At 38.1% G+C, this 25722-nt stretch carries 23 protein-coding genes; 4 read left to right on the forward strand and 19 right to left on the reverse strand.

Translation table 11 applies throughout. From position 1 onward, the window contains the following. Positions 1–129: 129 nt before the first annotated feature. The 9 genes from trpA to PHO43_RS03705 all read right to left on the reverse strand — a co-directional run bounded on the left by trpA (position 130) and on the right by PHO43_RS03705 (position 8314). Positions 130–906: a tryptophan synthase subunit alpha gene (trpA, locus tag PHO43_RS03665; RefSeq protein WP_045090465.1), complete on the reverse strand. Its 777-nt coding sequence runs from the start codon at positions 904–906 to the stop codon at positions 130–132. A gap of 67 nt (positions 907–973) precedes the next feature. After that, complete coding sequence (locus PHO43_RS03670) at positions 974–1585, reverse strand: phosphoribosylanthranilate isomerase (protein ID WP_045090466.1); 612 nt, start codon at positions 1583–1585, stop codon at positions 974–976. A gap of 55 nt (positions 1586–1640) precedes the next feature. Further along, a complete protein-coding gene (gene trpC, locus PHO43_RS03675; RefSeq protein ID WP_045090467.1) occupies positions 1641–2435 on the reverse strand; it encodes an indole-3-glycerol phosphate synthase TrpC in 795 nt (264 codons plus the stop codon). Between the two features lie 17 nt (positions 2436–2452). Then, positions 2453–3448, reverse strand: coding sequence for an anthranilate phosphoribosyltransferase (gene trpD / locus PHO43_RS03680; protein ID WP_045090468.1), 996 nt, complete (start codon positions 3446–3448; stop codon positions 2453–2455). Between the two features lie 12 nt (positions 3449–3460). Then, entirely contained in the window at positions 3461–4036 is a 576-nt protein-coding gene (locus tag PHO43_RS03685) for an anthranilate synthase component II (protein ID WP_045090469.1), read from the reverse strand. Positions 4037–4063: 27 nt separating this feature from the next. Further along, on the reverse strand, positions 4064–5470 hold the full coding sequence (locus tag PHO43_RS03690; RefSeq protein WP_045090470.1) for an anthranilate synthase component I family protein: 1407 nt from the start codon (positions 5468–5470) through the stop codon (positions 4064–4066). A gap of 40 nt (positions 5471–5510) precedes the next feature. Further along, complete coding sequence (gene trpB, locus PHO43_RS03695; protein WP_288008899.1) at positions 5511–6698, reverse strand: tryptophan synthase subunit beta; 1188 nt, start codon at positions 6696–6698, stop codon at positions 5511–5513. A 384-nt stretch (positions 6699–7082) separates the two neighbouring features. Beyond that, positions 7083–8006 carry a glycerophosphodiester phosphodiesterase family protein gene (locus PHO43_RS03700; protein ID WP_045091017.1) on the reverse strand — a complete coding sequence of 308 codons (924 nt, stop codon included), beginning with the start codon at positions 8004–8006 and terminating at the stop codon, positions 7083–7085. A gap of 98 nt (positions 8007–8104) precedes the next feature. Continuing rightward, the gene (locus tag PHO43_RS03705) at positions 8105–8314 is read right to left on the reverse strand and encodes a heavy-metal-associated domain-containing protein (RefSeq protein ID WP_053827127.1); all 210 of its coding nucleotides are present in this window, start codon (positions 8312–8314) and stop codon (positions 8105–8107) included. A 224-nt stretch (positions 8315–8538) separates the two neighbouring features. Between PHO43_RS03705 and PHO43_RS03710 the strand changes: the two genes are divergently transcribed. Both PHO43_RS03710 and PHO43_RS03715 read left to right on the forward strand, forming a co-directional pair. Beyond that, the gene (locus tag PHO43_RS03710; RefSeq protein ID WP_053827126.1) at positions 8539–9621 is read left to right on the forward strand and encodes a DUF3810 domain-containing protein; all 1083 of its coding nucleotides are present in this window, start codon (positions 8539–8541) and stop codon (positions 9619–9621) included. Positions 9622–9810: 189 nt separating this feature from the next. Further along, positions 9811–10245: a DUF6146 family protein gene (locus tag PHO43_RS03715; protein ID WP_288011337.1), complete on the forward strand. Its 435-nt coding sequence runs from the start codon at positions 9811–9813 to the stop codon at positions 10243–10245. 17 nt (positions 10246–10262) lie between these two features. Here PHO43_RS03715 and PHO43_RS03720 read toward each other — a convergent pair whose 3' ends face one another. Continuing rightward, the gene (locus tag PHO43_RS03720; RefSeq protein WP_288008904.1) at positions 10263–12680 is read right to left on the reverse strand and encodes a heavy metal translocating P-type ATPase; all 2418 of its coding nucleotides are present in this window, start codon (positions 12678–12680) and stop codon (positions 10263–10265) included. 188 nt (positions 12681–12868) lie between these two features. Between PHO43_RS03720 and PHO43_RS03725 the strand changes: the two genes are divergently transcribed. Next, positions 12869–15634, forward strand: coding sequence for an alpha/beta hydrolase family protein (locus PHO43_RS03725; RefSeq protein ID WP_288008906.1), 2766 nt, complete (start codon positions 12869–12871; stop codon positions 15632–15634). 5 nt (positions 15635–15639) lie between these two features. On the opposite strand, the gene PHO43_RS03730 is transcribed toward PHO43_RS03725, so the two are convergent. From PHO43_RS03730 to rpmI, 6 genes are all read right to left on the reverse strand, one after another. After that, positions 15640–16428 (reverse strand): TrmH family RNA methyltransferase, encoded by a 789-nt coding sequence (locus tag PHO43_RS03730; RefSeq protein WP_045090476.1) that lies wholly within the window; start codon positions 16426–16428, stop codon positions 15640–15642. A gap of 21 nt (positions 16429–16449) precedes the next feature. Then, entirely contained in the window at positions 16450–16911 is a 462-nt protein-coding gene (trxA, locus tag PHO43_RS03735; RefSeq protein ID WP_288011339.1) for a thioredoxin, read from the reverse strand. A gap of 89 nt (positions 16912–17000) precedes the next feature. Then, a complete protein-coding gene (locus tag PHO43_RS03740) occupies positions 17001–17504 on the reverse strand; it encodes a pyridoxamine 5'-phosphate oxidase family protein (protein ID WP_045090478.1) in 504 nt (167 codons plus the stop codon). 9 nt (positions 17505–17513) lie between these two features. Then, positions 17514–18635: a glycoside hydrolase family 43 protein gene (locus PHO43_RS03745; protein WP_288011342.1), complete on the reverse strand. Its 1122-nt coding sequence runs from the start codon at positions 18633–18635 to the stop codon at positions 17514–17516. Between the two features lie 129 nt (positions 18636–18764). Then, complete coding sequence (gene rplT / locus PHO43_RS03750) at positions 18765–19109, reverse strand: 50S ribosomal protein L20 (protein WP_045090480.1); 345 nt, start codon at positions 19107–19109, stop codon at positions 18765–18767. A 103-nt stretch (positions 19110–19212) separates the two neighbouring features. After that, on the reverse strand, positions 19213–19410 hold the full coding sequence (rpmI, locus tag PHO43_RS03755; protein WP_045090481.1) for a 50S ribosomal protein L35: 198 nt from the start codon (positions 19408–19410) through the stop codon (positions 19213–19215). A gap of 243 nt (positions 19411–19653) precedes the next feature. Here rpmI and PHO43_RS03760 point away from each other — a divergent pair, with 243 nt between their 5' ends. Then, complete coding sequence (locus PHO43_RS03760; protein WP_288011345.1) at positions 19654–20928, forward strand: Gfo/Idh/MocA family protein; 1275 nt, start codon at positions 19654–19656, stop codon at positions 20926–20928. Positions 20929–20943: 15 nt separating this feature from the next. Here the strand turns inward: PHO43_RS03760 and infC are convergent, their stop codons facing one another. The 3 genes from infC to PHO43_RS03775 all read right to left on the reverse strand — a co-directional run bounded on the left by infC (position 20944) and on the right by PHO43_RS03775 (position 25621). Beyond that, positions 20944–21501 carry a translation initiation factor IF-3 gene (gene infC, locus PHO43_RS03765; RefSeq protein ID WP_053827120.1) on the reverse strand — a complete coding sequence of 186 codons (558 nt, stop codon included), beginning with the start codon at positions 21499–21501 and terminating at the stop codon, positions 20944–20946. A gap of 71 nt (positions 21502–21572) precedes the next feature. Beyond that, a complete protein-coding gene (gene thrS / locus PHO43_RS03770) occupies positions 21573–23528 on the reverse strand; it encodes a threonine--tRNA ligase (RefSeq protein WP_053827119.1) in 1956 nt (651 codons plus the stop codon). Between the two features lie 59 nt (positions 23529–23587). Further along, positions 23588–25621 carry a tetratricopeptide repeat protein gene (locus tag PHO43_RS03775; RefSeq protein ID WP_288011349.1) on the reverse strand — a complete coding sequence of 678 codons (2034 nt, stop codon included), beginning with the start codon at positions 25619–25621 and terminating at the stop codon, positions 23588–23590. Between the last annotated feature and the right edge of the window lie 101 nt (positions 25622–25722).

The raw sequence follows: 25722 nt of genomic DNA on the forward strand, positions 1-25722 counted from the left end.
CTCAAAGTAAATGGCACTAAAGGTCCAGCATACAGCTGTCAGAAGTGATGCAATTTCGCCAACATGCGATTGGATTGACATAGGAGATGTAGTTCGTTAATCGGATTCTATAACAAATAGAGTGCAATGTCACTTAGGTTCTAAAGTTTTTATCAGTTGTTTAGCTGCGTCATCAATTGATTTCTCACTACCAAGAAGTGAGATAAACTTACTGCCTATGATAGCGCCTGAAGATTCGTGACAAGCAGATTCAAAAGTCTCTTTATTCGATATTCCAAAACCAATCAGTCTTGGATTCTTAAGCTGCATCTTATTCACTCTCCTGAAGTAAGCAAGATTTTCATCACTAAAACTATTCCTGGCTCCGGTTACTGATGCTGATGAAACCATATAGATAAATCCGGATGTATTCTGATCTATTAACCTTATCCTCTCTTCCGATGTTTCAGGTGTGATTAGCATAATAACATGCAGTCCATACTCTTCAGCCACCGATTTATAGGATTCCATATACTCGACATATGGCAGATCCGGAATTATCAGACCATCAATTCCGCAGTTTGCAGCCTGTTTACAATAGTTCTCAAACCCAAACTGAACAATTGGATTGAGGTAACTCATCAATACGAGTGGAATAGATACCGATTCCCTGACTGTAGATAATTGATTAAACAGCACACTCAAGCTCATACCATTCTTTAACGCTTGTGATCCTGATGATTGTATAACTGGTCCATCTGCCATCGGATCACTGAAAGGGACTCCAATTTCAAGTAAATCAACTCCAAATTTTTCAAGTGATTTAATTACTTTGACTGTATCATCCAGTTCAGGATAGCCTGCAGTAAAATATACTGACAATATATTTTTTCTCTTTTCCCTGAATAGCTTATCGATTCTGTTCATATAATTTATCTGCTTACTATTTTATTTTCAATTCTATCTTCTCTATCAACCTGCTAAATTTTCAGGCTCATCTTAATTTATCAATAAAGTTTTTTATTGCTTCAATATTTTTTATTCCCGGTTGGTGTTCAAAACGACTATTTATATCTATCCCTGCAAACTTTGGATGCTGTATTGATTTTATGGCATCTGCATCTTCAGGTGAGATACCTCCACTCAAAATAAAAGGGGTTTCGCCTTTATAATTCTCCAGACTACTCCAGTTGAATTTCTCACCTGACCCACCATGAAGTTCTGTTTTTGTATCAAAGAGATAATAGTCACATTTACCCTCATATGCATTTAATTGTGCATTTGGCAAGTGGCCATCTTTATCTATCCCAAAAGACTTAATTAACTTATACCCCTCTAAACGCAGATTGATGCAATACCATGGCGGTTCACTGCCATGAAGCTGAATAGCATACAGTTGATTATCTGCAGCACGTTCACGTATGACCTGTGGGTTCTGATCTACGAACACCCCTATTTTTTTTATTTTAGCAGGAAGATATTTCACTCTCTTTCCTGCAAATCGTGGTGAATCAGGATAGAATATGAATCCAATCCAATCGATATCCAGTTGTTCCAACTGCCGGATATTCTCTTCATCACGCATTCCGCAAACTTTTATAATCATATCAAATTAGTTTACTATAGTTTATAATATTAATATCCGAACTATATATTAAACACTATTTCTTTTTAATCTGTTGAATAAATTCGTTCAGACTTTTTCCTGGTGTTCCTGACTTCATAAAATATTCACCAATCAGAAATCCTTTGTAACCTGCGTCTCTTAGTTCTTTAACAATCCCTGCATCAGAAATGCCACTTTCTGAGATCCATAATGCATTTTTTGGAAGCAGATCAGACATTCGGAACGACTTCTCCAAATCGGTCACGAAACTTCCCAGGTTTCTGTTATTAACTCCTATCAGATTGTTTAAAGGGGTGACATAATCTGTCTCCTTTTCATCATGTAATTCCAACAGCACATCCAGCTGCAACTGCCCGGCAAGCGCTGTAAATCGTTTTGACTCCTCCTTAGTTATTGCAGCTGCAATTAATAAAATTGCACTTGCTCCTGCCAGCTTAGCCTCATATATCTGATACTCATCAATAATAAACTCTTTCCTCATTACTGGAATATGAACGTTTTTTGCTGCACTCATCAAATCAGCTAGCGTACCCCCAAAATATTTCTCGTCTGTAAGTACAGATAGTGCAGCTGCTCCTGATGACTCATACTCCTTTGTAATAATATTGACGTCTGCATCCTCATGTAACCATCCCTTGCTGGGTGAGCGTCGCTTAAATTCTGATATGATACCGGTTTCAGAACTTTCAAGTGACTCTTTCAAAGAGTAGAATGGAATTTCATCTGCCTGCATAAGTTGTCTCTCTATATCTCTTAAAGAGACCAGATCTTTTTGCTTTGCAACTTCAATTCTTTTATTATCAACTATTTCGCTTAATATATCTCTCATAATCAACTCCGAATTATTCAACTGTTAATCTCAATAAATTTCTCAAGAACTTTAAGAGCCTTCTTCCCATAAAGTGAATCACGAGCAATCTCTATACACTCCTCAATGGTTTTGGTCTGATCAACAGTCTGAATTCCAAAAGCTGCGTTAACCAAAACCGCATTAGTCTGAGCTTCAGTAGCACTGGCACTAAGTACATCCCGGAAAATCTTTGAAGCATCTTCTGGGGTATCACCACCATAAAGATCCTCCTGATTCAATCTCTTAAATCCAAGATCATCTGGCATAAACAGCTGTTCTCCTCGGTTGGAAACAACTTTAAACTGACTGGTCAGCGATATCTCATCATATCCATCCATACTGTGCACTATAGTGAATTTCTTGTTTTCCTCCTGATAGATATAGCTGTATAATCTTAACATTGCAAGGTCATACACCCCAAGCATCTGAAATTCCGGCTGAACAGGATTCACAAGCGGTCCCAGCACATTAAAGAAGTTTCGCACCCCAAGACTCTTTCGCACTGGTGCAACGGCTTTAAGTGCCGGACTAAAAAGCGGTGCGTGTAGGTATGCAATATTACATTTATCCAGGCTCTTTCTGAAAAGATCATTATCTGCATGGAATTTCACTCCCTGTTGCTCAATAACATTACTGGCACCACTAATTGAGGTGGCTCCGTAATTACCATGCTTGACAACATTATAACCGGCACCTGCAACAACGAAACATGCAGTTGTTGATATATTGAATGTATTTTTTCCATCCCCTCCTGTTCCTACAATATCCAGTGGTGAGTAGTCGGATAAGTCTACCATCACTCGCATTTCAAGAAGAGCATCTCTGAATCCAAGTATTTCATCAACAGATATACTCCTCATCAAAAATGAGGTTATTAGTGAAGCAATCTGAGTTTCAGGTACACCACCCTTAACTATATCAATTAATACCTGCTTAGCCTCATCACGGGTAAGATAATTGTAGTCGAATAATTTATAAAGTATATCCTTCATATTTAGCTGTCCTCATTCTAAGAAATTATTAATAATCTTTATCCCATCTGGTGTAAGTATAGATTCGGGATGAAACTGCACACCGTGAAGATCAAGAGTTCTGTGCTTGAGAGCCATAATATCACCACTGTTATCCACTGCCGTTATTACAAGATCGGCCGGGAAGTTCTCTTTTGATACTATCCAGGAGTGGTATCGGCCTGCAGCTATCTCTTCCGGCAATCCGTTAAAAATGTAGTCGTTGCCTACAATCTTTATTGGCGTCTGCACTCCATGGAATACATTTGGTATGTTGGTCAAACCAGCGCCAAACACCTGACCTATGGCTTGGTGACCAAGGCATACGCCCAAAATACTTTTGGTTTCGGCATACTCTTTAATCAGATCAAGCATAATACCGGCCTCCTCCGGAACGCCAGGTCCCGGTGAAAGTATAATCTTATCATACTGATTTACATCTGCTAATTCTATTTTATTATTGCGCTTAACATCCACTTCACTATATCCAAGCGATTTTATTGCATGAACTAAATTATAGGTGAATGAATCGTAATTATCGAAAAGAAGTATTTTTTTTGTTTTCATCATCTGATGTTAATTTATTGAGATCTTCTGTTATGAATTATAGAGTTCCGAAGCTTTGTCAATTGCTTGCTTAAGGGCTCCGAGCTTACTCTTTACTTCGTTTAGCTCATATTCATCGTCGCTCTGTGATACTACACCTGCTCCAGCCTGATACCATAATTGGTTGTTACGACTGACGAATGTGCGAATGGTTATTGCCTGATTCAGACTGCCGTTCATTCCTATAAATCCGATACAGCCTCCATAAGCACCGCGATTATGTGACTCTATTTCTGATATCAACTGCATGGCACGTACTTTTGGTGCACCTGACAATGTACCTGCAGGGAAGGTGTCGAAGAATGCCTTAATCGGGTCAGCATCATCATTAAGTATACCACTCACACGCGACACAAGGTGAATTACATGAGAGTAAAACTGAGGTTCTCTGAAAAACTCAACCTCAACGTTGTGGGCATTGCGACTCAAATCATTTCGTGCAAGGTCAACCAGCATTACATGCTCTGCATTTTCTTTAGGATCATTCAGCAGAAATTTAACTCCTTCCATATCCTGGTTATAATTGCCTGTACGCTTTGTTGTACCGGCTATAGGATCTATGCTGATTCGCTTTCCTTCAATCTTGCAATGCGTCTCAGGCGAAGAGCCAAATATCCTGTACCCCCCAAAATCAAAGTAGAAAAGATATGGCGAAGGGTTTATAGTACGCAGTGCACGATAAACTTTAAAATCATCACCAGAGAATGGTTGTACAAATCTCCTTGAAAGCACTATCTGAAACAGATCTCCTTTTTTGCAATGCTCAACACCAAGTCTTACATACTGCTTATACTCTTCATCTGAAATGGTACTGAACTCCTCTCCCTCAGTAAAAAAATTGTAATTGGCAAAGTTACGCTGATTGATAAGCGACTCAATCTTATGAAGGTTGCTAAGTTCGTTGTCCCTCTGCAACTCAATCAGTGTGATCTCATCTGTAAAATGGTTGAAAACCAGTATATACTTATAAATTATGTACAACATATCGGGAGCATCGTTACGCTCTTCTCTGCTCTCTTTAATATTGATGTTTTCTGTATATTTCACACAGTTAAAAGTGGTATAGCCAAACAGACCGATATTACCATTTTCACTGCCTGTCACATCAAACCTTTTGATAAAACCACTCAATGCATCTGATACGGTGAAATCTCCAGTTAGACTCCTGCTCTCTTCTGTTTCATCGGGAAACCTCATTGTGCAGACACCTCTGTTTACCTCTACCCGTGCCATTGGCTTGAGTGCTATATATGAGATACTATTTTCATTGACATGGAAATCGGAACTTTCGAGAAGAGCCGACTGGGGAAATGAATCTCTCACTTTAAGGTAAATGCTTACCGGTGTGTGAAGATCTCCCATGATTTTCTTGCTGTTTGTCTTATATCTGTATTGCATATGATTGTAATTATCTGTTTAGTATCAATTACCGATTTTATTAATAATGCCCCTCATATTTGAAGTAGGTCTCAAGATCTTTGTCCCCCCTGCCAGATAGAGTTAGAACTACAATATCATCAGGCATAAATGTCACTTTCTCCAATGCAGCTAATGCATGTGCCGATTCCAAAGCTGGGATTATTCCCTCTCTTCGTGTCAGTTCAAAAGCTGCTTTAAGCGCCTCATCATCATTAACAGCCAGTACCTCAGCACGCTTCTGTTTTGCAAGATTAGCATGAATTGGCCCGATTCCCGGATAATCCAGTCCTGCTGAAATTGAGTATGGCTCAGTAATTTGTCCATCTTCTGTCTGCATTAACAATGTTCTGCATCCATGTAAAACACCTGCTGTACCTAAATGTATTGTAGCAGCTGATTCACCACTCTCAACACCTTTTCCTCCTGCTTCTGCAAGAATTATCTTAACATTGTCATTGTCAAGATATTCATAAATGGTACCTGCAGCATTACTGCCTCCACCAACACATGCAACCAGATAGTCCGGATAATCCCTGCCCTCTTTTTCGGTAAGCTGAACTTTTATCTCTTTGCTGATAACAGATTGCAAACGGGCTACCATATCGGGGTATGGGTGTGGACCAATTGTTGACCCAATTATATAATGTGTGTCTGAGGGGTGACTGCACCAGTCTCTTATGGCCTCATTTGTGGCATCTTTAAGTGTCATATTACCTGAGGTTACCGGTACAACAGTGGCACCTAACATCTCCATTTTCTTAACATTTACCTGCTGACGCTTAACATCTGTCTCACCCATATAAACAGTACAAGGCATCTGCATCAGCGCACAAACTGTTGCTGTTGCAACACCATGCTGTCCTGCACCTGTTTCAGCAATAATGCGCGTTTTCCCCATTTCGCGGGCAATCAGAATCTGACCAATTGTATTGTTAATCTTATGAGCACCTGTATGATTAAGGTCCTCACGTTTAAGATATATCTTTGCACCAAACCGTTCTGACAGTTGTCGTGAAAGGTATAATGGAGAAGGTCGTCCCACATAATCTTGTAATAGCTTATTAAAATCTTGCTGAAATTTACTGCTTTCCATTATTGGCAGATATGCTTTTTTAAGGTCAGTAACACACTTATGAAGAATTTCGGGAATAAATGCTCCTCCAAACTCACCGTAATAACCTCTCTCATCTACTGAATACTGTTTCATATTGTTTTATTTTTTTCTTTCTGCTTAAAATCTGAATACTCTCCTTTTACAATGATCCTGATCTTTTTGTTCTATAAAATGACAAAATAATATTTTAGCTTATGTATAGTGATGCCCCTAAAACTTAAAAAGCCCGTCGCAGGATTGCGACAGGCTCTTTAAATTATATTGTTTAAACTTAATTCAAGACATAGTTGCTTCTCCTTACGACTTTTTGAGTTGTAAGTTACGCCACCAATATCCGTTTAGAAGTAAATTCATAATTTCGCTATTATATCGTTGCAAAGAAATGGAATTAAATTTCAATATGCAAATATTATTTCGATTTTAACTGTTTTGATCTTTCTAAGATATTAAAACAGTTATTTTTCTTAAACAGACCAACTATTGATCCCCAAAAACGCTCCAAACCTCAACAGGATAGTCAGACTCAATAATATCCGGCTTATATACCGAGTTTTCCACCTCTCTCAAATAAGCTGCCATTCTCTGTTCCGTTGTTCTGAGTCTGTCGTGTGTAGGAGCAAAAGAAACCATGCATCTTACACCATTTGCATGCAGTTTTTCTACAATATGCCTGTTTGATTCATTAATGCTCTGACCAACATAGGCAATCATATTTTCCCATGGTACACCTGATATGTCAATATCTTCATACTCTGCTTCATTTCTGACAGCTACTGAAAGCATAATACCAGGCAGCCTGTCGTGGTAGTACCTTGCCTGTGCGCCGGTGTGAACTGTAAGCATTACATATTTCTCAGCTTTATGCTTCTGAATAAGATCCACAATCATTTGATGCGGCACATCTTTCCTGTCAAGGTTTACTACACTCTTACCTTTACACCACTCGAACACTTCTTCCAGTTTAGGTATCATTGAAGCAGTAATATTGCCTTCATGATCTTTGAGCCTGATTGATAATAGCTCCTCGTATGTGTAGTCAGACAATTTACCTGATGCATTTGTTGTTCTGTCGATAGTCTCATCATGCATCAGCACAATAACGCTATCTTTGGTTAGTCGCGGATCAACTTCAAAAAAGAGGGGAACTCTGCTCAGCGCTTGTTGAAAGCCCTCTATACTATTCTCAGGATACCCTTCCTCTTTGGTGCCTCTGTGACCACTTATAAGCAATGTGCTATCTGCTTTATAAGCAAAATACTCATGTGTATCACTAATCTTTTTGAACTTTAGATAGTTCTCCTTACCCTCTTTGGATCCACAGCCGGCAGCTGATAAAAGAAGGGCTAAAACAGCTACTGATAAGTATAATATTTTGATCACATTATCACTTTTTGAGTTCATAAATCTTTTACTTTTTTGAATCTTATAAATCATTTGTCAACTTATGCCATTACTTGCTGCAAGCATTTCTGCAACTTACTGCAGAATTATATTACAGATTATATTGCTTCAGCTTCAAATCCTGTTCTTTTAACCGTTTTCACTATATCATCGGTTGTTAAATCATCTGAATCAACAGTCAATATCTTATCCGGATTATCAATATCTACGCTCCACAACTCCTTTCCAACCTTCTTATCGAGAAATGGGGTTACTTTAGCTAAACAGTTTGAACAATTTATGTTTGTTTTAAATTTCATTGTTTTCATAATTAATTCAGTTTCTATTTATAGTGTACAGAATAATTTCAATAATTCAAATATAACATTTACTGAACGATTTTACCCAATCATCGCTGATATAATTTATCATTGGAAGAATAATCCTGTTAAGATTTATGTAAAGAAATGTAATATGGTGTAGTAAAATATGAATATTCAGATTAATTTTGATCTTAACAGTTAACAGACAGATTTATTATTTAATCGGCAATATGGCAAAAAGAGCAGACAAAAGAGGCCAGAGGCTTAAGAGCAGAAGAGAGAAAAAGAAATTGATACGACTGCTGATCATCACATTAGCAGCCATTTTAGTGATTGCACTATTCAGTCGCACCCCCACTCTTTCAGAATGGTACATTCAGAATGTTTACCCTTTTATATCCACAGCTCTTTCCTCAGTCTCAGGATTAATCCCATTTTCTGTATATGATCTGTTTATAGTAGTGGCTCTACTCTATTTACTTAAACTGATCCTATTTCTGATTATCAGACAAACAAGCTTTAAAAAATTTCTATACTTACTTTTACGATTAACGGTTGTATTGGTACTATGGTTCTATTTCGGCTGGGGAATATCATATTTCAGAAAGGATTATTATAGTCGCACCGACAATCAACAGTCACAGTACAATGCCGAAAATCTTCTGAATTTCACAAATCGTTTTATTGCTGATGCAAATAATTCATATGTTGAATTTGATGTACTGGAGAAAGAGGGGGTAAGACTTGATCTGGAAAACTCGTACAACAAGCTTAGTGAATCACTCTCCATCAACTACCCAAATGGAAAAAGAGTCCCTAAAAAGATGATATTTGAACCACTTTATTCCAAGATGGGTGTTTCCGGATACTTTGGACCATTCTTCAATGAGATCCATGTAAACAACTATGGTCTCAATTTCACATACCCTTTTACGCTGGCGCATGAGATGTCGCATCAGTTTGGCATAGCCAGTGAATCTGAGGCAAATCTTTACGCTTTCCTGGTATGTATTAACAGCGATGACGAAAGAATACGATACAGTGCTTATGTATCTATTATAGGCTATTTACTTAATGATATCTATACTCATCTGCCCGAGCAATATGAAACAATCATCAACTCTATTCGTCCCGAAATCATTGCAGACCTGCAACGCAACCGTAAACATTGGTTAGCTGCAAGAAATGCGACTCTGTCATCTGCTCAGGACAGAGCTTACAATGCATACCTCAAGAGCAACAGGGTAAGCTCGGGGACAGAGAATTATTCTGAAGTTGTAGGATTGCTTATTTCAAGTTATGATAAAATCTAAAATTAGTTGATGATTATATCCGGCCGGATGTGATCTGTACTACTCTTATTTTGGACTTATATTGTTCTTACCTCGGTCTTATGTTCTTCTTTCAGAACAGAAGAATACAAGAATAAATAAGGACAAAAGTCGCTCTCAGTTGTTATTTAATATAGAGGAAGTTGTATTAAATAAACAAAAAAGAGAATTATGAAAAAGTTACTTATTCTGATTTCTGCTTTTTCATTTTTGATAAACTGCTATGGTCCCAAAGGAGTGGTAATGATTGAACCAAACAGTAATGAAATTTCACAGGATATCGCTTCAATGGAGTTAGATACCCTCGAATATGAACTGATTGTTTTAGATCCGGGATTTGATACTTGGTATATGTTACAAAATTCACCGTCAAGATACCGTTCACAGCAATATTACGAAGGTTGGAATTTTCAATATGTAACAGCCTGGAACTCCCTGGCAAGAAGTTCGGGAAGAGGCTCTTTTTTTCAAACTATAATCGTTTATGATCCAAATACTGATTACGGTTTTGAGCTAAACCACAAACTGTTTTACTACTTTCAATATGTAGAACATAAACTGGGAATTCCAGTTTTGAGCAACCGCCCTATGGGTGTGGTATTTTAAACATCGCGTGTGATAAATCAAATCTTTTTGGTTTTTAATCTGAGACTGTTTGTAACAACACTCACGGAGCTGAGAGCCATAGCGGCACCGGCAATCATCGGATTAAGCATAAATCCGGTAAGCGGATATAGCACACCCGCTGCAACAGGGATGCCAATAACGTTGTATATAAATGCCCAGAAGAGATTTTGACGTATTGTTCTAACTGTTGCATGTGAAAGATGTATAGCCTTGGGAATCTTATTCAGGTCGGATGAGATTATAGTCATTTTTGCCACATCCATAGCAATGTCACTCCCTGCACCCATTGCAATACTTACATCAGACTGAGCAAGTGCTCCACTATCATTGATACCATCACCTACCATTGCAACCTTCCTGCCCTGTTGCTGTAAGGCTTTTACTAAGTCGGCCTTTTCCTCAGGCAAGACTCCACCTTTAAAATTTTTTATCCCAAGCTCTCCTGCAAGTGCGGCTGCCACTTTCTCATTATCGCCGGTATAAATTGCAACATCTATACCCATACTCTTTAGTGTACTTATTGCCTCTTTAGAAGTCGATTTAAGTTTATCAGTTATTCCAACCACTCCATAAGCCTCTTTCTCATCAGCAATAATGGAAATCGTATGAGCCGCATTAAGTTCCTCTTCAATTTTTTCCTGCAACTCCTGAGATATACTAATCCCTTTAGAAGAGATATACTGCTCATTACCAATATAGTATGTTTTATCTTCATAGGTACCCTCTATCCCTTTACCACTTACCTGCTCTACCGACACATTCTCTAAAAGCGTGCTGCTATCACTGAGTTCTTTTGTTATGGCGTCTGCCAGGGGGTGTTCCGACTGATGTTCTATACTATATAGGATATCCTGGTGAATTGGGAGAGAGTTTCCACTCCATGTAATTGAGGTTACCTGAGGTTTACCTTCGGTAATTGTTCCTGTTTTATCAAGTACGACAATGTCAATTTCCCTGGCCATCTCCAGACTTTCAGCATCTTTGATCAGTATTCCCTCGTTGGCCCCTTTACCAATTGCAACCATAATAGCAGTTGGTGTTGCCAATCCCAAAGCACATGGACAGGCAATTACCAGCACAGTAACCATTGCCATTAGTCCGTACACAAATCCCTCTTCACCTCCAAAAATCAACCATATAAGGAAACTGAGCAGAGCTATGCCAATAACCACGGGTACAAATATTCCGGCTATCTTGTCGACCAGTCCCTGAACAGGTGCCTTGCTCCCCTGCGCCTCGTCAACTGTTTTAATAATTTGCGCAAGAAGTGTATCCTTACCCACTTTTTTTGCTTTAAACCGGAAACTGCCTTTCTGATTGATAGTACCTGCAAAAACCTTTTCGCCCGGTTTCTTTTCTACATGAATCGGTTCACCGGAAATCATGCTTTCATCTACGAAAGAGTTACCCTCCAGCACCTCACCATCAACAGCTATTTTATCACCTGGTTTAACAAGTACTATATCATCAATTGCAACATCTGCTATTGCAATCTCTACAGGTTCTCCATCACGAAATACAACAACGGTTGAGGGTTGCAATCCCATCAGTTTTTTAATTGCATCGGAGGTGCTTCCCGTGGCTCTGGCCTCCATCAGTTTCCCAAGCAGGATAAATGCAACAATAACTCCGGCAGCTTCAAAGTAAACATGGGCTTCCAGACCTCTCATTTCCCAAAATTGGGGATAAATCATGTTGAAAAGACTAAACAGGTATGCGATACCTGTACTCAGGGCTACAAGTGTATCCATGTTAGCAGAACCATGACGGGCCTGTTTCAATGCACCTATAAAGAATCTTCTCCCGAAAATGAAAAGTATGGGAGTTGACAAGAGCAGCATAATCTCATTGGCGAATGGAATATCCATAAAGAACATCCCAATTATTGTAAGTGGTATTGCAAGTATTATTGCCCAGATTGTGTGAAGTCGCAGTTTTTTATATTTCTCCCTTTTAATATGCTCAACATTTTCAAATGATGACTCCTCTTCATCAATAAGAAGATCATAACCTATCTCCTGAAGTGAACTCTTCATATCAGAAGGTGCTGCAATTCCGGGAAGGAATTCAATATTCCCTTTACCGTTTCCGTAATTCACAGAAACGGTTATAACACCCGGAACAAATGATAAAATATTCTGTGTACTTGATGCACAAGCAGCACAGGTCATATTCAGCACTGGCTGAGAAATTTTTTCTGTTACCACCTCACCTCCTGAGTTACGTATTTCCGAAACTACATTTTGCAGTATCTCAGCAGCATCATCTTCAAGTTTCTCATCAATTGTAACAGAGACAGTATGATCCCTTTTATTATATTCTACTGAAGTGATCCCTTTTATATTTTCAATTGAACTTTTAGGCGGCAATTCCTTGCCTTTTAATTCTATTTTGTACCTATTGTTGTATATCATTACATTTACCCCTGTATTTTCATTTAAAATGTAGCTCTACGCTTTATTAAAACAGCTATTTGACATGTTATGTTTGAAAAATTTGTACTTTTGTTAATTGTACGTTAATTTTATCGATAAGAGTTTATAAAATCTATTTACATAACCGGAAAATCAAAGTTAGCCGGTAAAAAATAATTAAATTGATTATGAGTAAATCTTTCTTTCTGACAATTAGTCTACTGTTAATCACCTTTGCCATTTATTCTCAGAAAAAACAACTCGATCACTCAGTCTATGATGGATGGAAAAGTCTTTCCGATATCACCATAAGTAATGATGGCAAAATTGTCAGTTCATTAATTTCACCTCAGGAAGGTGACACTGCTCTCTTTATAAAGAATAGTGTTAATAAGATTGCTCTCACCTTCGATAGAGTCAGAAGTTATAAACTTTCGACAGATGGCAGGTGGACGGTTGGACTTCTTAAAGCTCCATTTGCTGATCGCCGCCAAGCCCGCATCGATAAAAAAACAAAGGAAGAGATGCCGGAAGACTCTCTTCTGATTATTGACAATCTAACATTTAATACTGAAAAGATCCCTGGTGTGAGGTCGTATAAAACCGCTCAGGATATGATTGTTAATGTTGCATACACAGTTGCTCTTCCTAAAGATACTACCAACAAAAAGGATGCCAGAGAAAAAGAAGTATTGATTCTCAGAAATCTGCTGACTCAAAAGGAGGATACTTTCAGAAATGCAAAAGAGTATGTCTTCAATAGGTTCGACACCAGCTTTGCTGTATCAATTCAGCCGGAAAATAAGGACACAACTGATTTTGCTCGTGTTGAACTTGTCGAAATTAGTAAGAATATAAAAAAGATTATTTCGGGTGAAGATGTAGAATATAAATCATTGACTTTTGATGAAGCGGGTGAACAAATTGTATATATCGCTACAGGTGATACTTCTAAAACTGAACAAAAGATATACGATCTGAGGTATTATAAATCCGGCCTTGACTCTGCGCTAGTTTTTGCTGATAAATCAATCACCGGAATGCCTGAACACTGGATATTCAATGAATATGCATCACCCCGCTTTAGTAAGGATGGCAGTCGTATTCTGATTGGAGCAGCTCCAAGGAAAGAGCCTAAGGATACTACCATAGTAGATTTTGAAATGGCTGAACTGGATATCTGGCACTGGAAGGATCCGATTATACAACCACAGCAGCTTGCTGAAAAAAGAAGAAGAGAAAGAGAAACCTTTACAGGAATAATTTATACAGATAATTTGAATAACTTCATACCCCTGGCAGATGAATTGAGGCCTTATGCATCAGTTTCTGATGAGGGTAATGGGCGATATGTCCTTCTCACATCTAACCTGCCATATTTGATTGAGAGTCAGTGGGACCTTTCGCCCAAGTATGATGTCTGGGTTATGGATTTAACTGACAATAGCCTGCATGAGGTTGCAAAAGCACTGAATGGCTACACTACCCTTTCTCCTAAGGGAAATTATATCTACTGGTGGGATGAAGAGAATAGGAACTGGTTTGCATATAACAACAGTAATAAGTCACTGGTAAATATGACAAAGGATATTCCGGTCAATTTCTGGGATGAAGAGAATGATGTTCCGCGACCACCAAGATCTTATGGTATAGCTGCCTGGGGAGAAAACGACGAATATATTCTTGTTAATGACATGTTTGACATATGGAAAATTGATCCTGATGGTGTAAAAAAAGCTGTTAACATAACACAGAATAGTGGTCGCAACGACTCCATAACATTCAGATATATAAACACTGATCCTGATAAACGTTTTATAGAGGCTGATGATATTTTACTACTTTCAGCTTTTAACAATGTTAGTAAAGAGTCCGGATATTACACTCTCAAACAGAAAGGACGCAATCCTCTCCAGAAAAGAGTTATGGATGGCTACACATTTTCAGGACAGATGAAAGCTAAAAATGCAGATATATTTGTATATCAGAAAAGCAATTTCAATACATCACCTGACCTCTATTTAACTAGCGACTACTGGAAGAAATCGGAAAAACTGACCGATATCAATCCTCAGATGAAGGATTATAACTGGGGTACAGCTGAAATGTTTTCATGGACATCATATACAGGTATTCCTCTGCAGGGTATTGTATATAAACCAGAGGATTTTGATCCTGAAAAAAAATATCCTGTGATTATATATTTTTATGAGAAACATTCTGATGATCTCTATTCATACTTTCCACCTGCACCCAGTCGCTCTATCATAAACATTCCTTTTTTCGTGAGTCGTGGCTATATTGTGTTCACACCCGACATACATTATACAGTTGGACAACCGGGTATGGACTCATATAATGCAGTTGTTTCGGGAGCAGAAGCACTTGCAAAAAATAGCTGGGTGGATGCAGAAAACATGGCAATTCAGGGACAAAGCTGGGGTGGATATCAGGTGGCTTATATAGTTACTCAGACTGATATGTTTAAAGCTGCAGGAGCAGGTGCACCTGTATCAAATATGACAAGTGCTTATGGTGGTATCCGATGGGAAACAGGTAGGAGCAGGCAATATCAGTATGAACAGACACAGTCACGTTTAGGTGCAACGATGAACGACTCACTACATCTCTATATAAAGAATTCACCTGTATTTTACACAGAGAATATAAAAACACCACTATTAATTATGCATAACGACAAGGATGGGGCAGTTCCCTGGTATCAGGGTATTGAGCTGTTTATGTCGATGCGTCGCCTTGGTAAACCGGTATGGTTGCTTCAGTATAATAACGAAGCACATAATCTGGTAAATCGCAGGAATAGCAAAGATCTGTCAATTCGTTTACAGCAATTCTTTGATCATTACCTTAAAGGGGATCCTGCACCTATTTGGATAAAAAGAGGATTGCCTGCTACAGAGAAAGGTAAAACCTGGGGATATGATATAGAATAGATTACTTATTTAAAGCCTCTTTGCCGTTTAGCCTCGAAAGTAATCACGGCAGTAGAAACCGAAACATTGAGCGAGTCAATCTTTCCTAACATTGGAATTTTGATTCGCTCTGTTGCATTATTTATCCAGAAGTCTGTTAACCCATCAGCCTCTGTTCCCATCACAATTGCTGATGATTTTCGGAAGTCAATATTTTGATAATACTCTGCAGCTTCAAGTTCTGCTGCATAAATATTGATTTTTTTTCTCTTAAGCCATTCTAAAGCCTCTCCTGAAGAGCATACAGCTGTTTGAACAGTAAATAGTCCACCTACCCCCGATCTAATGACATTAGGATTATAAAGATCTGTTTGAGGGTCGCATACAATAACTGCATCTACTGCCGCTGCATCTGCAGTACGAAGCACAGCACCCAGATTGCCCGGTTTTTCTACTGACTCCAACAGTATAATAAACGGAGTTTCTGAAAGTTTAAGATCTTCCAGTCTATGTGATTTCGGTCGAGCTAGTGCAACCAGTCCATCTGAATTTTCTCTGTAGGCTATCTTTTCAAAAACAGCAGGTGAGATGTCGAATAGAATGTTATCATGTAAAGAGTTAAGAACATTTGGGTATTTCGTATCTGCAAATTTCTCACGACAAACATACACAGTTTCGATCTTATAACTGCTCTGAATTGCCAGAGAGAGCTCACGTGCTCCCTCTATGACGAAAAGTTGCTGATCGCGCCTCTCTTTACTCTTGGATAGCTTTACAATATTTTTAATTGCAGGATTTTGCAGACTGGTTATCATAGATCAAATAAATTCTCTGGATCACAAGCTGGACTTTTTACTTTCCTTGAGCAGGAAAGTGTCTATAACTTCCTTGAAAGACTTTTTGGGAAGGGCGCCCATCCCCATTTGTGGTTGTTCATCCATAGGTATAAAAAGGAAAGTGGGTATGCTCCTAACACCGAACATACGTGCCAGTTCGGGCTCTTTATCTACATCAATCTTATAAATATAGACCTCCCCTCCATACTCTGCAGCCAGATCCTTAAGTATTGGAGATGTAACTCTGCAAGGACCACACCATGTAGCATAGAAGTCAACAATGGCAGGTTTATCACCATTGTATTTCCATGTATCAGGATTTTTTTCATAATCGAAAACCTTCTCAAGAAATGTGGCTTTTGTAAGCTCAATAGGCTTTGCAGTCTCTTTGATTACCGGTTCTGATGCATAAGCGGATACCACAATAAAAAGTGATATTACTATTGTTGTAAGTTTATTCATTCTTATTTAAATAATTAGTAATAGTACTGCATTTATAAACAGCCTGAAAGGAAAAATGTTTTAATATTAATATAGCATAAGAGTTGAAGTTAAAATATTACTCTGTCCTTATACTTTATTGCTTTTACTCCGGGTACTCCATACTCTCTTGCAGATATATCCTCAATCTCAACCTTCCATATCTTAACATTCTTAACAGATGGTTCGGAGTATTTAAACTCCCTTTCAGAATACTGTTGCATAATTATGTCAAGGGCCTTTACTTTTTCATCATAATCCTCTTCAAATACGACCTTACCATTGCAAATTATACTTTCTGAACGTACGCGATAACTGCAAGCCACCTCTTCATTCTGCCACACAAGTTCCGGCTCAGTACAGAAGGTTACACATACAATAGGATTATTTTTAAGTATACTTATTGATTTACCTTCCTGTGCGGAGTGCAGATATATGACATTTTCGTGAAAGCCGAAATTCATTGGCAGTACATATGGTATCCCTTCATTATCGGACATACCAACATAGCATACTTTGCATTTTTTTATAATACCTTCTATCTGCTCCTGTTCTTCCAGTGTGATGGTTCTCATATCAATAATTTAAAATTCTTTTTCATGTGTAGAAGGTCCGTCAACAATTAGACGCCCCAGTTCATCAATCCACATCTCATCTATAAACACCACTCTCTCGCTGCCTGTTTTTTCTGTTCTACCATGATATACACAGTACATTTTACTATTATCTTTTGAACGGAATACCATATTATGACCGGTTCCGGTAACCTCACCACCTTTTGAGATGTTTTTTTCAAGTACAGGATTTTCTTTCGCTTTAACAAAAGGGCCAAGAGGATTGTCCGATATAGCATATCCTACTGCATAATGTTCACCTCCAAAGTAGTTGGCAGAGTACATCATATATATTTTCCCTTTATGTTCAAAGGCAAAAGAACCCTCAGTCCATCTGCGATTAACCTCACCGTTGGTAACGGAACGACTCTCCCACTCTGTCTGAGGATTGCTCATCTCATATGGTGGTTGTAACAACAATACTGGTTCACCAATTACAGTAGTAAAGTCATTAGAAATCTCAACACCATATACCCAGCTCTCCTCTACCTCATTGAAAAGACCAACTGTACGAGCCCAGTCGGCCACTTCACTTTTTACAGGGTGTTTATAGCAGCAGCGAGAATAATAAAGATATGTCCTTCCTTCATGTCTGAGTATGTTTGCATCAATTATTGGATAACCCGGATCAAACAAAGGTTTATCGGAAACCTCTTTAAAAGGACCGGCTGGACTATCTGAAACTGCAACACCTATGCGAAAATTCTCCAGCTCATTAGTTGGATTAACCTTCCAGTCTGCACTAAAAAACATATAATACTTATTATCAATCTCATAAACTTCAGGAGCCCAATAATTTTTCAATGTCCATGAATCCGGTTCACTGCCATCATAAACCTGACCTACAAGTGTCCAGTCGGCCAGATTCTCCGAACTATAAGCAACAAATCCCTTGTCAGTACCTCCTGTACCATACATGTAGTATTTACCATCAGAAGCAGATAATATAAAAGGATCGCCAAACTCCACAGGTAATGGATTTTTGTATACTGTTGAAACCGATTTCTTGCCTGAAGCTGAATTACATCCTGTTAGTAATAAAGAAAAAATAAGTGCGAGACTTATTCTGTTAAATAATTTTCTTGTCAACATACTTTATTAATATTATCAATGTTTTTTACAAAGATAGCATTGAAATCCTCAATTTTTGCATATAAAAACAAAAAAGGAAAAATCATCAGATGATTCTTCCTTTCTGTTTCTATTCAGCAGTTGCTGATTTTATTTTACCTTATCAACAATTGCTTTAAAAGCTTCCGGATGATTCATTGCCAAATCGGCAAGAACTTTGCGGTTGATATCGATTTCATTTTTATGAAGCGCACCCATCAGGCGTGAATAAGACATACCGTTTTCACGAGCAGCAGCATTAATACGCTGTATCCATAGAGCTCTGAAGTTGCGTTTTTTGTTTTTGCGGTCACGATAGGCATAAGTAAGACCTTTTTCCCACGTGTTTTTGGCTACTGTCCACACATTCTTGCGTGCACCTATATAGCCTCTAGTTAATTTTAGGATTTTTTTCCTTCTGTTGCGCGATGCAACATGATTTACTGATCTTGGCATAATGTTACTTGTTTTGAATGATAGCGTTCCCTCTGTAAGGAGACTCTTTAGAGCTATGCATCCTGTTAATAAATCTCGTTTTGGGAAGCGTCAGAACTGACGTTTATTTCAAAGCTAATAGTGTTTTAATACTGTTTAGGTCAGCTTTGTTTACAAGGCCTGTTTTAGTAAGATTTCTCTTACGCTTCTTGCTTTTTTTAGTCAGAATGTGACTTTTAAAAGCATGCTTCCTCTTGATTTTTCCTGATCCGGTAAGGGCGAACCTCTTTTTGGCACCGGAGTTAGTCTTCATTTTTGGCATTTTGCTGTCTTGAATTTTAATTTATAACTAATTTTCGTTTTTTGTATACGAAAAAGTTTGCAAAAGTAATGATTTTATTTTCCTTACACAAGTAAAAACAGGTATTTTTATTTTAGTATTTGAATCATAACTAAAAACTTATAATAATTTTAGTCGTATGAACTAGAGCATATTAATGAATAATAACTACATTTGCTTCAAAACACAAAACTAATTAATTACCTAATTCATATAAAAACAGTCATGATGAACAGAAGAAATTTTATCAGAAATGTATCTGCACTGTCTACTCTAACCATCCTAAAGCCAAACATCGTATTTGCCTCAAATAACAATTCTGCCGTAAGAGTTGGACTCGTGGGCTGTGGATCACGTGCAAGAGGTATTCTTGGAAGTATGGCAGCAAATACAAACATTCAGATTACAGCTCTTGCTGATATTTTTGAAGACAAAGTGACCAACTGGCTTAGTTTTGCCAACGAACTTAATAGCAACAATGGTTTTGCTGCTGTTGATAAAAAGAGTTGCTACATAGGCTATGACTCTTACATGCGGTTACTTGAAAATAAAAACATTGATGCTGTAATAATAGCTTCCCCGGCTTACACACACCCTAAAATTACTGAAGATGCAGTAAAAGCTGGAAGGCATCTCTATTGCGAAAAACCAATATCGATAGATGCTGAAGGGTGTAAGCAGGTAATACGTACAGGAAAAAATATAAATGGAAGACTCTCTGCTTTTGATGGATTTCAGATTCGCTATGCTACTCCATACGTTGAGATGGCAAAGAGAATTAAGAGGGGCGACATTGGAGATATAGTTTCTGTTCAATTATACTATTTTTCATCTGGTGCCGAAATCTTACCTCATGAAGGCATGTCGTATGACGAATTGCGAATCAGAAATCATTACCATTTTCATGAAATATCAGGAGGATGTTACCTGGATCAGGCAATTCATATGATTGATGTATGCAATTGGATTTTAGGCACAAATCCTTTATACGCTATTGGTTTAGGTGGAAGAAAAGGAGGTCCTGATTTTGGAAATGCATGGACAAACTATCAGGTTATATATAAATACCCCAACGACATAAATGTTAATGTTCAATCATCAAAATTTGGGAATTACTTTGGAGATGTTTGTGCTAAATTTATTGGGACAGAAGGATACGCTGAAGCTCATTACAGCGGAGGAGTTTTTATTAATGGCAAGAACAGCTGGGACTCGGGCATTGTAAGATCTGCAAGTGATCTGACACCTGAATCTATTGCCAGGGGTGCAAGTTCCTCGTCACTGGACACAGCAGATCTCAACAAAGGCAAAGCCTTTATTGAGAGTATAGTTAGTGGGAATTATATTAATCAGCTTGAATCAGGTAGCAATTCTACTTTAACTGCTATACTTGGTAGAGAAGCCGCATCACGTCAGGAGAAGATTACATGGGATGAGCTGTTATACTCAGCACAAGAGATAGATCATGGCTTGAACTTAAAACAATTTACCGCAAAATAAAATATACCGGGGAGGTTACTCCTTCCCGGTATTCTCTTTTTTAGTACTGGATGATCCTTTTTTAGGAGTTAACATAATAGACATTCTTTTGCCTTCCATTATTGGCATATGTTCTACTTTTGCATAATCCTCAAGTTCATTGGCAAAACGCAGAAGTAACACCTCTCCCTGTTCTTTGAAAAGAATAGATCGTCCTCTGAAGAACACAAAAGCCTTAACTTTAGAACCCTCACTCAAGAAGTTCTTTGCATGTTTTAATTTAAAGTTATAATCATGATCATCTGTTTGTGGTCCAAACCTTATCTCTTTTACAGTAACCTTTACAGATTTAGCTTTTTGTTCTTTCTGCTTTTTCTTTTGTTGATATATAAACTTCTGATAATCGATTATTCTGCATACCGGAGGTTTGGCCATCGGAGCAATTTCAACAAGATCCAATTCCTGTTCATCTGCTATCCTCATTGCTTCTTTTGTGGGATAAATGCCTTCAGTTACATTTTCACCAACTAACCTGACTTCAGGTACTCTTATTCGTTCATTAATTCGATGTAGATCTTTTGAGTTATTTCTCATTCAGTACTTTTAATTTTTTCTGTTACTTAATTTTTCTTTAATAATTTATTAATCTGTTGTAGAATAAAACTTTACTCGGCGGCCCTGCCGGAATTCATCATATCTCTTACCTCTGCGAGTACTTCCTCGGCAAATGTACTTATTTTTACTGTACCTTTAACTTCACCTCCCTGTTTTCTCACTGAAACTTCCTCATTTTCTGCCTCTTTCTCACCTACAATAAGCAGATAAGGAATTCTTTTGAGCTCATTATCGCGGATTTTACGCCCTACCTTTTCGTTTCGGTCATCCACCTCAGCACGAATATCAAGTTTCTTAAGATCTTTAGCGATCTTATATGCATAGTCGTTGAACTTCTCACTAACAGGCAATACAACCGCCTGTGTTGGCGCCAGCCAGATTGGGAATTTACCAGCAGTATGCTCAATAAGCAGTGCAACAAACCTTTCCATAGAACCAAACGGAGCTCTGTGAATCATCACTGGACGATGCTTCTGGTTATCGGCGCCTGTATATTCCAGTTCAAAACGTTCGGGTAAATTATAGTCGACCTGGATAGTACCTAACTGCCAGCGTCTTCCTAAAGCATCTTTTACCATAAAGTCAAGTTTTGGACCATAGAAAGCGGCTTCACCAAGTTCAATCTTTGTTTTTAGTCCCTTTTCCTCACAAGCTTCAATAATTGCACGCTCTGCTTTTTCCCAGTTCTCATCTGTTCCTATATATTTATCTCTATTATTAGGGTCACGAAGAGATATCTGTGCTTCAAAATCTTTGAAATTTAGAGCATTAAAGATAATGAAAATAATATCAACTACCTTAAGAAACTCATCTTTTACCTGATCCGGTGTACAGAATATATGTGCATCATCCTGTGTAAAACCACGCACGCGTGTTAATCCGTGAAGCTCTCCACTCTGCTCATAACGATAAACTGTACCAAATTCAGCAAGTCGCAAAGGCAAATCTTTATATGAATGAGGAAATGTTTTATAAATTTCGCAATGATGAGGACAGTTCATTGGTTTAAGCAAGAACTCCTCTCCCTCTTCAGGTGTCTGAATAGGCTTAAATGAATCCTGACCATATTTTGCGTAGTGACCCGATGTTACATATAGCTGTTTATGACCAATATGTGGTGTTATTACCTGATCATAATCAAAATCACGCTGTATTTTTTTAAGGAAATCCTCAAGACGCAGCCTCAACTGAGTACCTTTAGGCAACCAGAGAGGAAGTCCGGAACCAACAGTTTGTGAGAATGTGAAAAGCTGCAATTCTTTGCCAATCTTTCTGTGATCACGCTTCTTAGCCTCCTCAAGTAAAACCAGATATTCATCCAGCAATTTCTTCTTGGGAAAAGTGATACCATAAAGTCGGGTCAACTGAGGACGTTTCTCATCACCACGCCAGTATGCTCCTGCTGCTGATAATACTTTTACCGCTTTAATATATGAAGTGTTAGGAAGATGTGGTCCCCTGCACAGGTCAGTAAAACTTCCCTGCGTATATGTAGTTATGGTTCCATCTTCAAGCTCATTTATCAATTCAACCTTATAGTTCTCATCACGTTCTGAGAACATTTTTACTGCCTCTGTTTTTGAGATACTCTTTCTTACTATATCCTCTTTCGCAGCAATAAGTTCCATCATCTTTTTCTCGATAATAGGAAAGTCTGCCTCCTTGATAGATACACCTTCTCCAGGATCAACATCGTAGTAGAATCCATTTTCTATTGCCGGACCAATTCCAAACTTAATCCCGGGATATAGCTCCTGAAGTGCTTCAGCCATAAGGTGAGCCGATGAGTGCCAGTACGCATGCTTGCCCTCTGCATCATCCCATGTTAAAATATTAACTTCAGAGTCATTTTCAATAGGGCGCGTCAGATCCCATGTTTCACCATTAACGCTTACTGCAAGTGCGTCCTGAGCCAGGCGACGACTAATACTCTGAGCTATCTCTAAACCTGTAATACCTTTTTCATATTCCCTTACCGAAGCATCAGGAAATGTAATCTTTATCATCTTGTTTAATTCTTATTCTTTTTTATAATACAAAAGTAGTTATTTTGTTGAAATTAATTCTATTGCATACGCTTTATTATGCTATATGATTGCACGATACCCAATTCTCCCGCTTTTCGAAGATCGTCAAGACCATTTGAAGTTTCACCAATAGCCAGTCTTGAAATACCACGATTGAAATAGGCTTCAGCAAACTGCGGTTCAATCTCTATAGCTTTTGTATAGTCGGCTATTGCAGCCCTATAATCTTTTTCTATTGTAAATATCTCTGCACGATTATAGTATGCATAAATAAAAATGGGATCTATTCTTAGAATCTCCTCATAATCTCTTAGAATTTCATCATAATGCACCGACCTCACCGATATTTCAGGTAATTTTGGTTTTCCTGTAATATCATTCAAAGCCTTTATTTGGTTATTACCGGCAACATCAGTAAAAGCAGATGATCCAGATAACTGATAATCATATTCTAGTTGCTCAGTACGTAACACTGCACGGGTAAAATATCCGATCAGCAGACCGGGATTCAACTCTAATGCCTTGCCAATATCTTTTATTGCATTTTCATAATCCTGAATCTGCATGAAATCCATTCCTCTTGCAAAGTAGAGAGAGTAATTCTCAGGATCTTTTTCAATTCTTGCAGAATAATCCTGTATGGACCTGAAATGTGTCTGTATCTGCACTTCATTTAAAGGAGCTTCATTATTGGTAGCTTTCAGGATCCAGTCAAGATTGAGACTGTTGTTAGACTTCTCAATAGACTCTGAGTAGTATACAGGACGACGAACATCGTGACTTCTCTCATAGTATGTAATCACAAATTTCGGTTCCAGTTCAACAGGAACATTCAGGTTTTGTACCCTGCCCCTGCTTTGTCTCTGATACTGGGTTGATTGTGATTTCTCCTCTCTGGATGTAACCAATAGGTTAAATTTCTCAATATCCAGATCTGTCTGATCTCGCGTCTCTTTCTTTTCTGGACCATCTGCTGATGCTGTATGTGCATTAGCCTCAAGTCTTCTCGCAAGATTGTAATCACTCTCAGCCCCTCTGAGATCATTTAACTCACGCTTAAGCTGCGAACGCATATAATAACCTGTAAAAAACTCCGGGTGAGTCTCCAAAACTATATTTAGATCATTAAGAGAACCGTCAATATTACCTATCTCGTTATTCAGAATAGCCCTGTTAAGGTAGGCAATAGTATTATCAGGCTGCAACTCAATCACCTTATCAAAATCTCTGATAGCACGATTATTATCAGCCACTTGTGCTCTCAGCAAACCTCTATTGAAACGTGCAATAAGATTATTTTCATCAAGCTCAATAACCCTATCATAATCAGCCATTGCTCCTCTCAAATCGTTCAGATAGTATTTGACCAATCCTCTGTTTATATAATTTCCTTCAAAGTAAGGATCAAGCCTTATAGCCTCATCTAAATCTGCAAGAGCCATATTATACTCCTCTTTGTGGAAGTATAGTAACCCACGTGCAGAAAAAGTCTGAGATGTATAAGGATCTATCTCGATAGCTTTATTCAGATCAGCAAGAGCTCTGGTAGTGTCGTTCATCTCCAGGTACATTTGTGAACGTGCCTGGTATCCGGGCGTATAATCAGGAAACCGACGCAGTAAAGCCTCAAAGAATTTCTCAGCAATATCATACTGCTTCATCTCAATATTTACAATACCCATATTAACCAGAGTTATCCTGTCTTCAGGAAAAAACTCCAAGCTTCGCTGGTAGTCAACCGCAGCACCTTCATAATCCTCCTGATTTTGTCTTGCAGCCCCCCTTAACTGATATGCAGCAGTATAATATGGGTTGCGAGCCAGACAAGAAGTTGCATCTGTTTCCGCTCCCTTGAAATCATCAAGCATAAATTTTGATACTGCTCTGAAATAATAAGGCTCAGCCAGGTATGGTTTTGCTGTTATAACCTGATTAAAATATTGAATTGCCAAAACATAATCTTCAAAATAGAGTGCATTTTTACCAATAATCATTACACGGTCGGTATCCACCTGCGCAATAGAAGAAAATGATGAAATCGCTAATATTAAAGCTATAAGATATTTTTTCATTCTAAAATATTTGTAATACTAATATACAATATATTATCTGATTAGATTATAGTTTTGATTCAATATGAGTGCAAAAATTCTTTTTCGTTTAAAACAGGGTA

This window comes from Lascolabacillus sp. (genome assembly GCF_028696275.1).
Taxonomy (GTDB): domain Bacteria; phylum Bacteroidota; class Bacteroidia; order Bacteroidales; family Dysgonomonadaceae; genus Proteiniphilum; species Proteiniphilum massiliensis.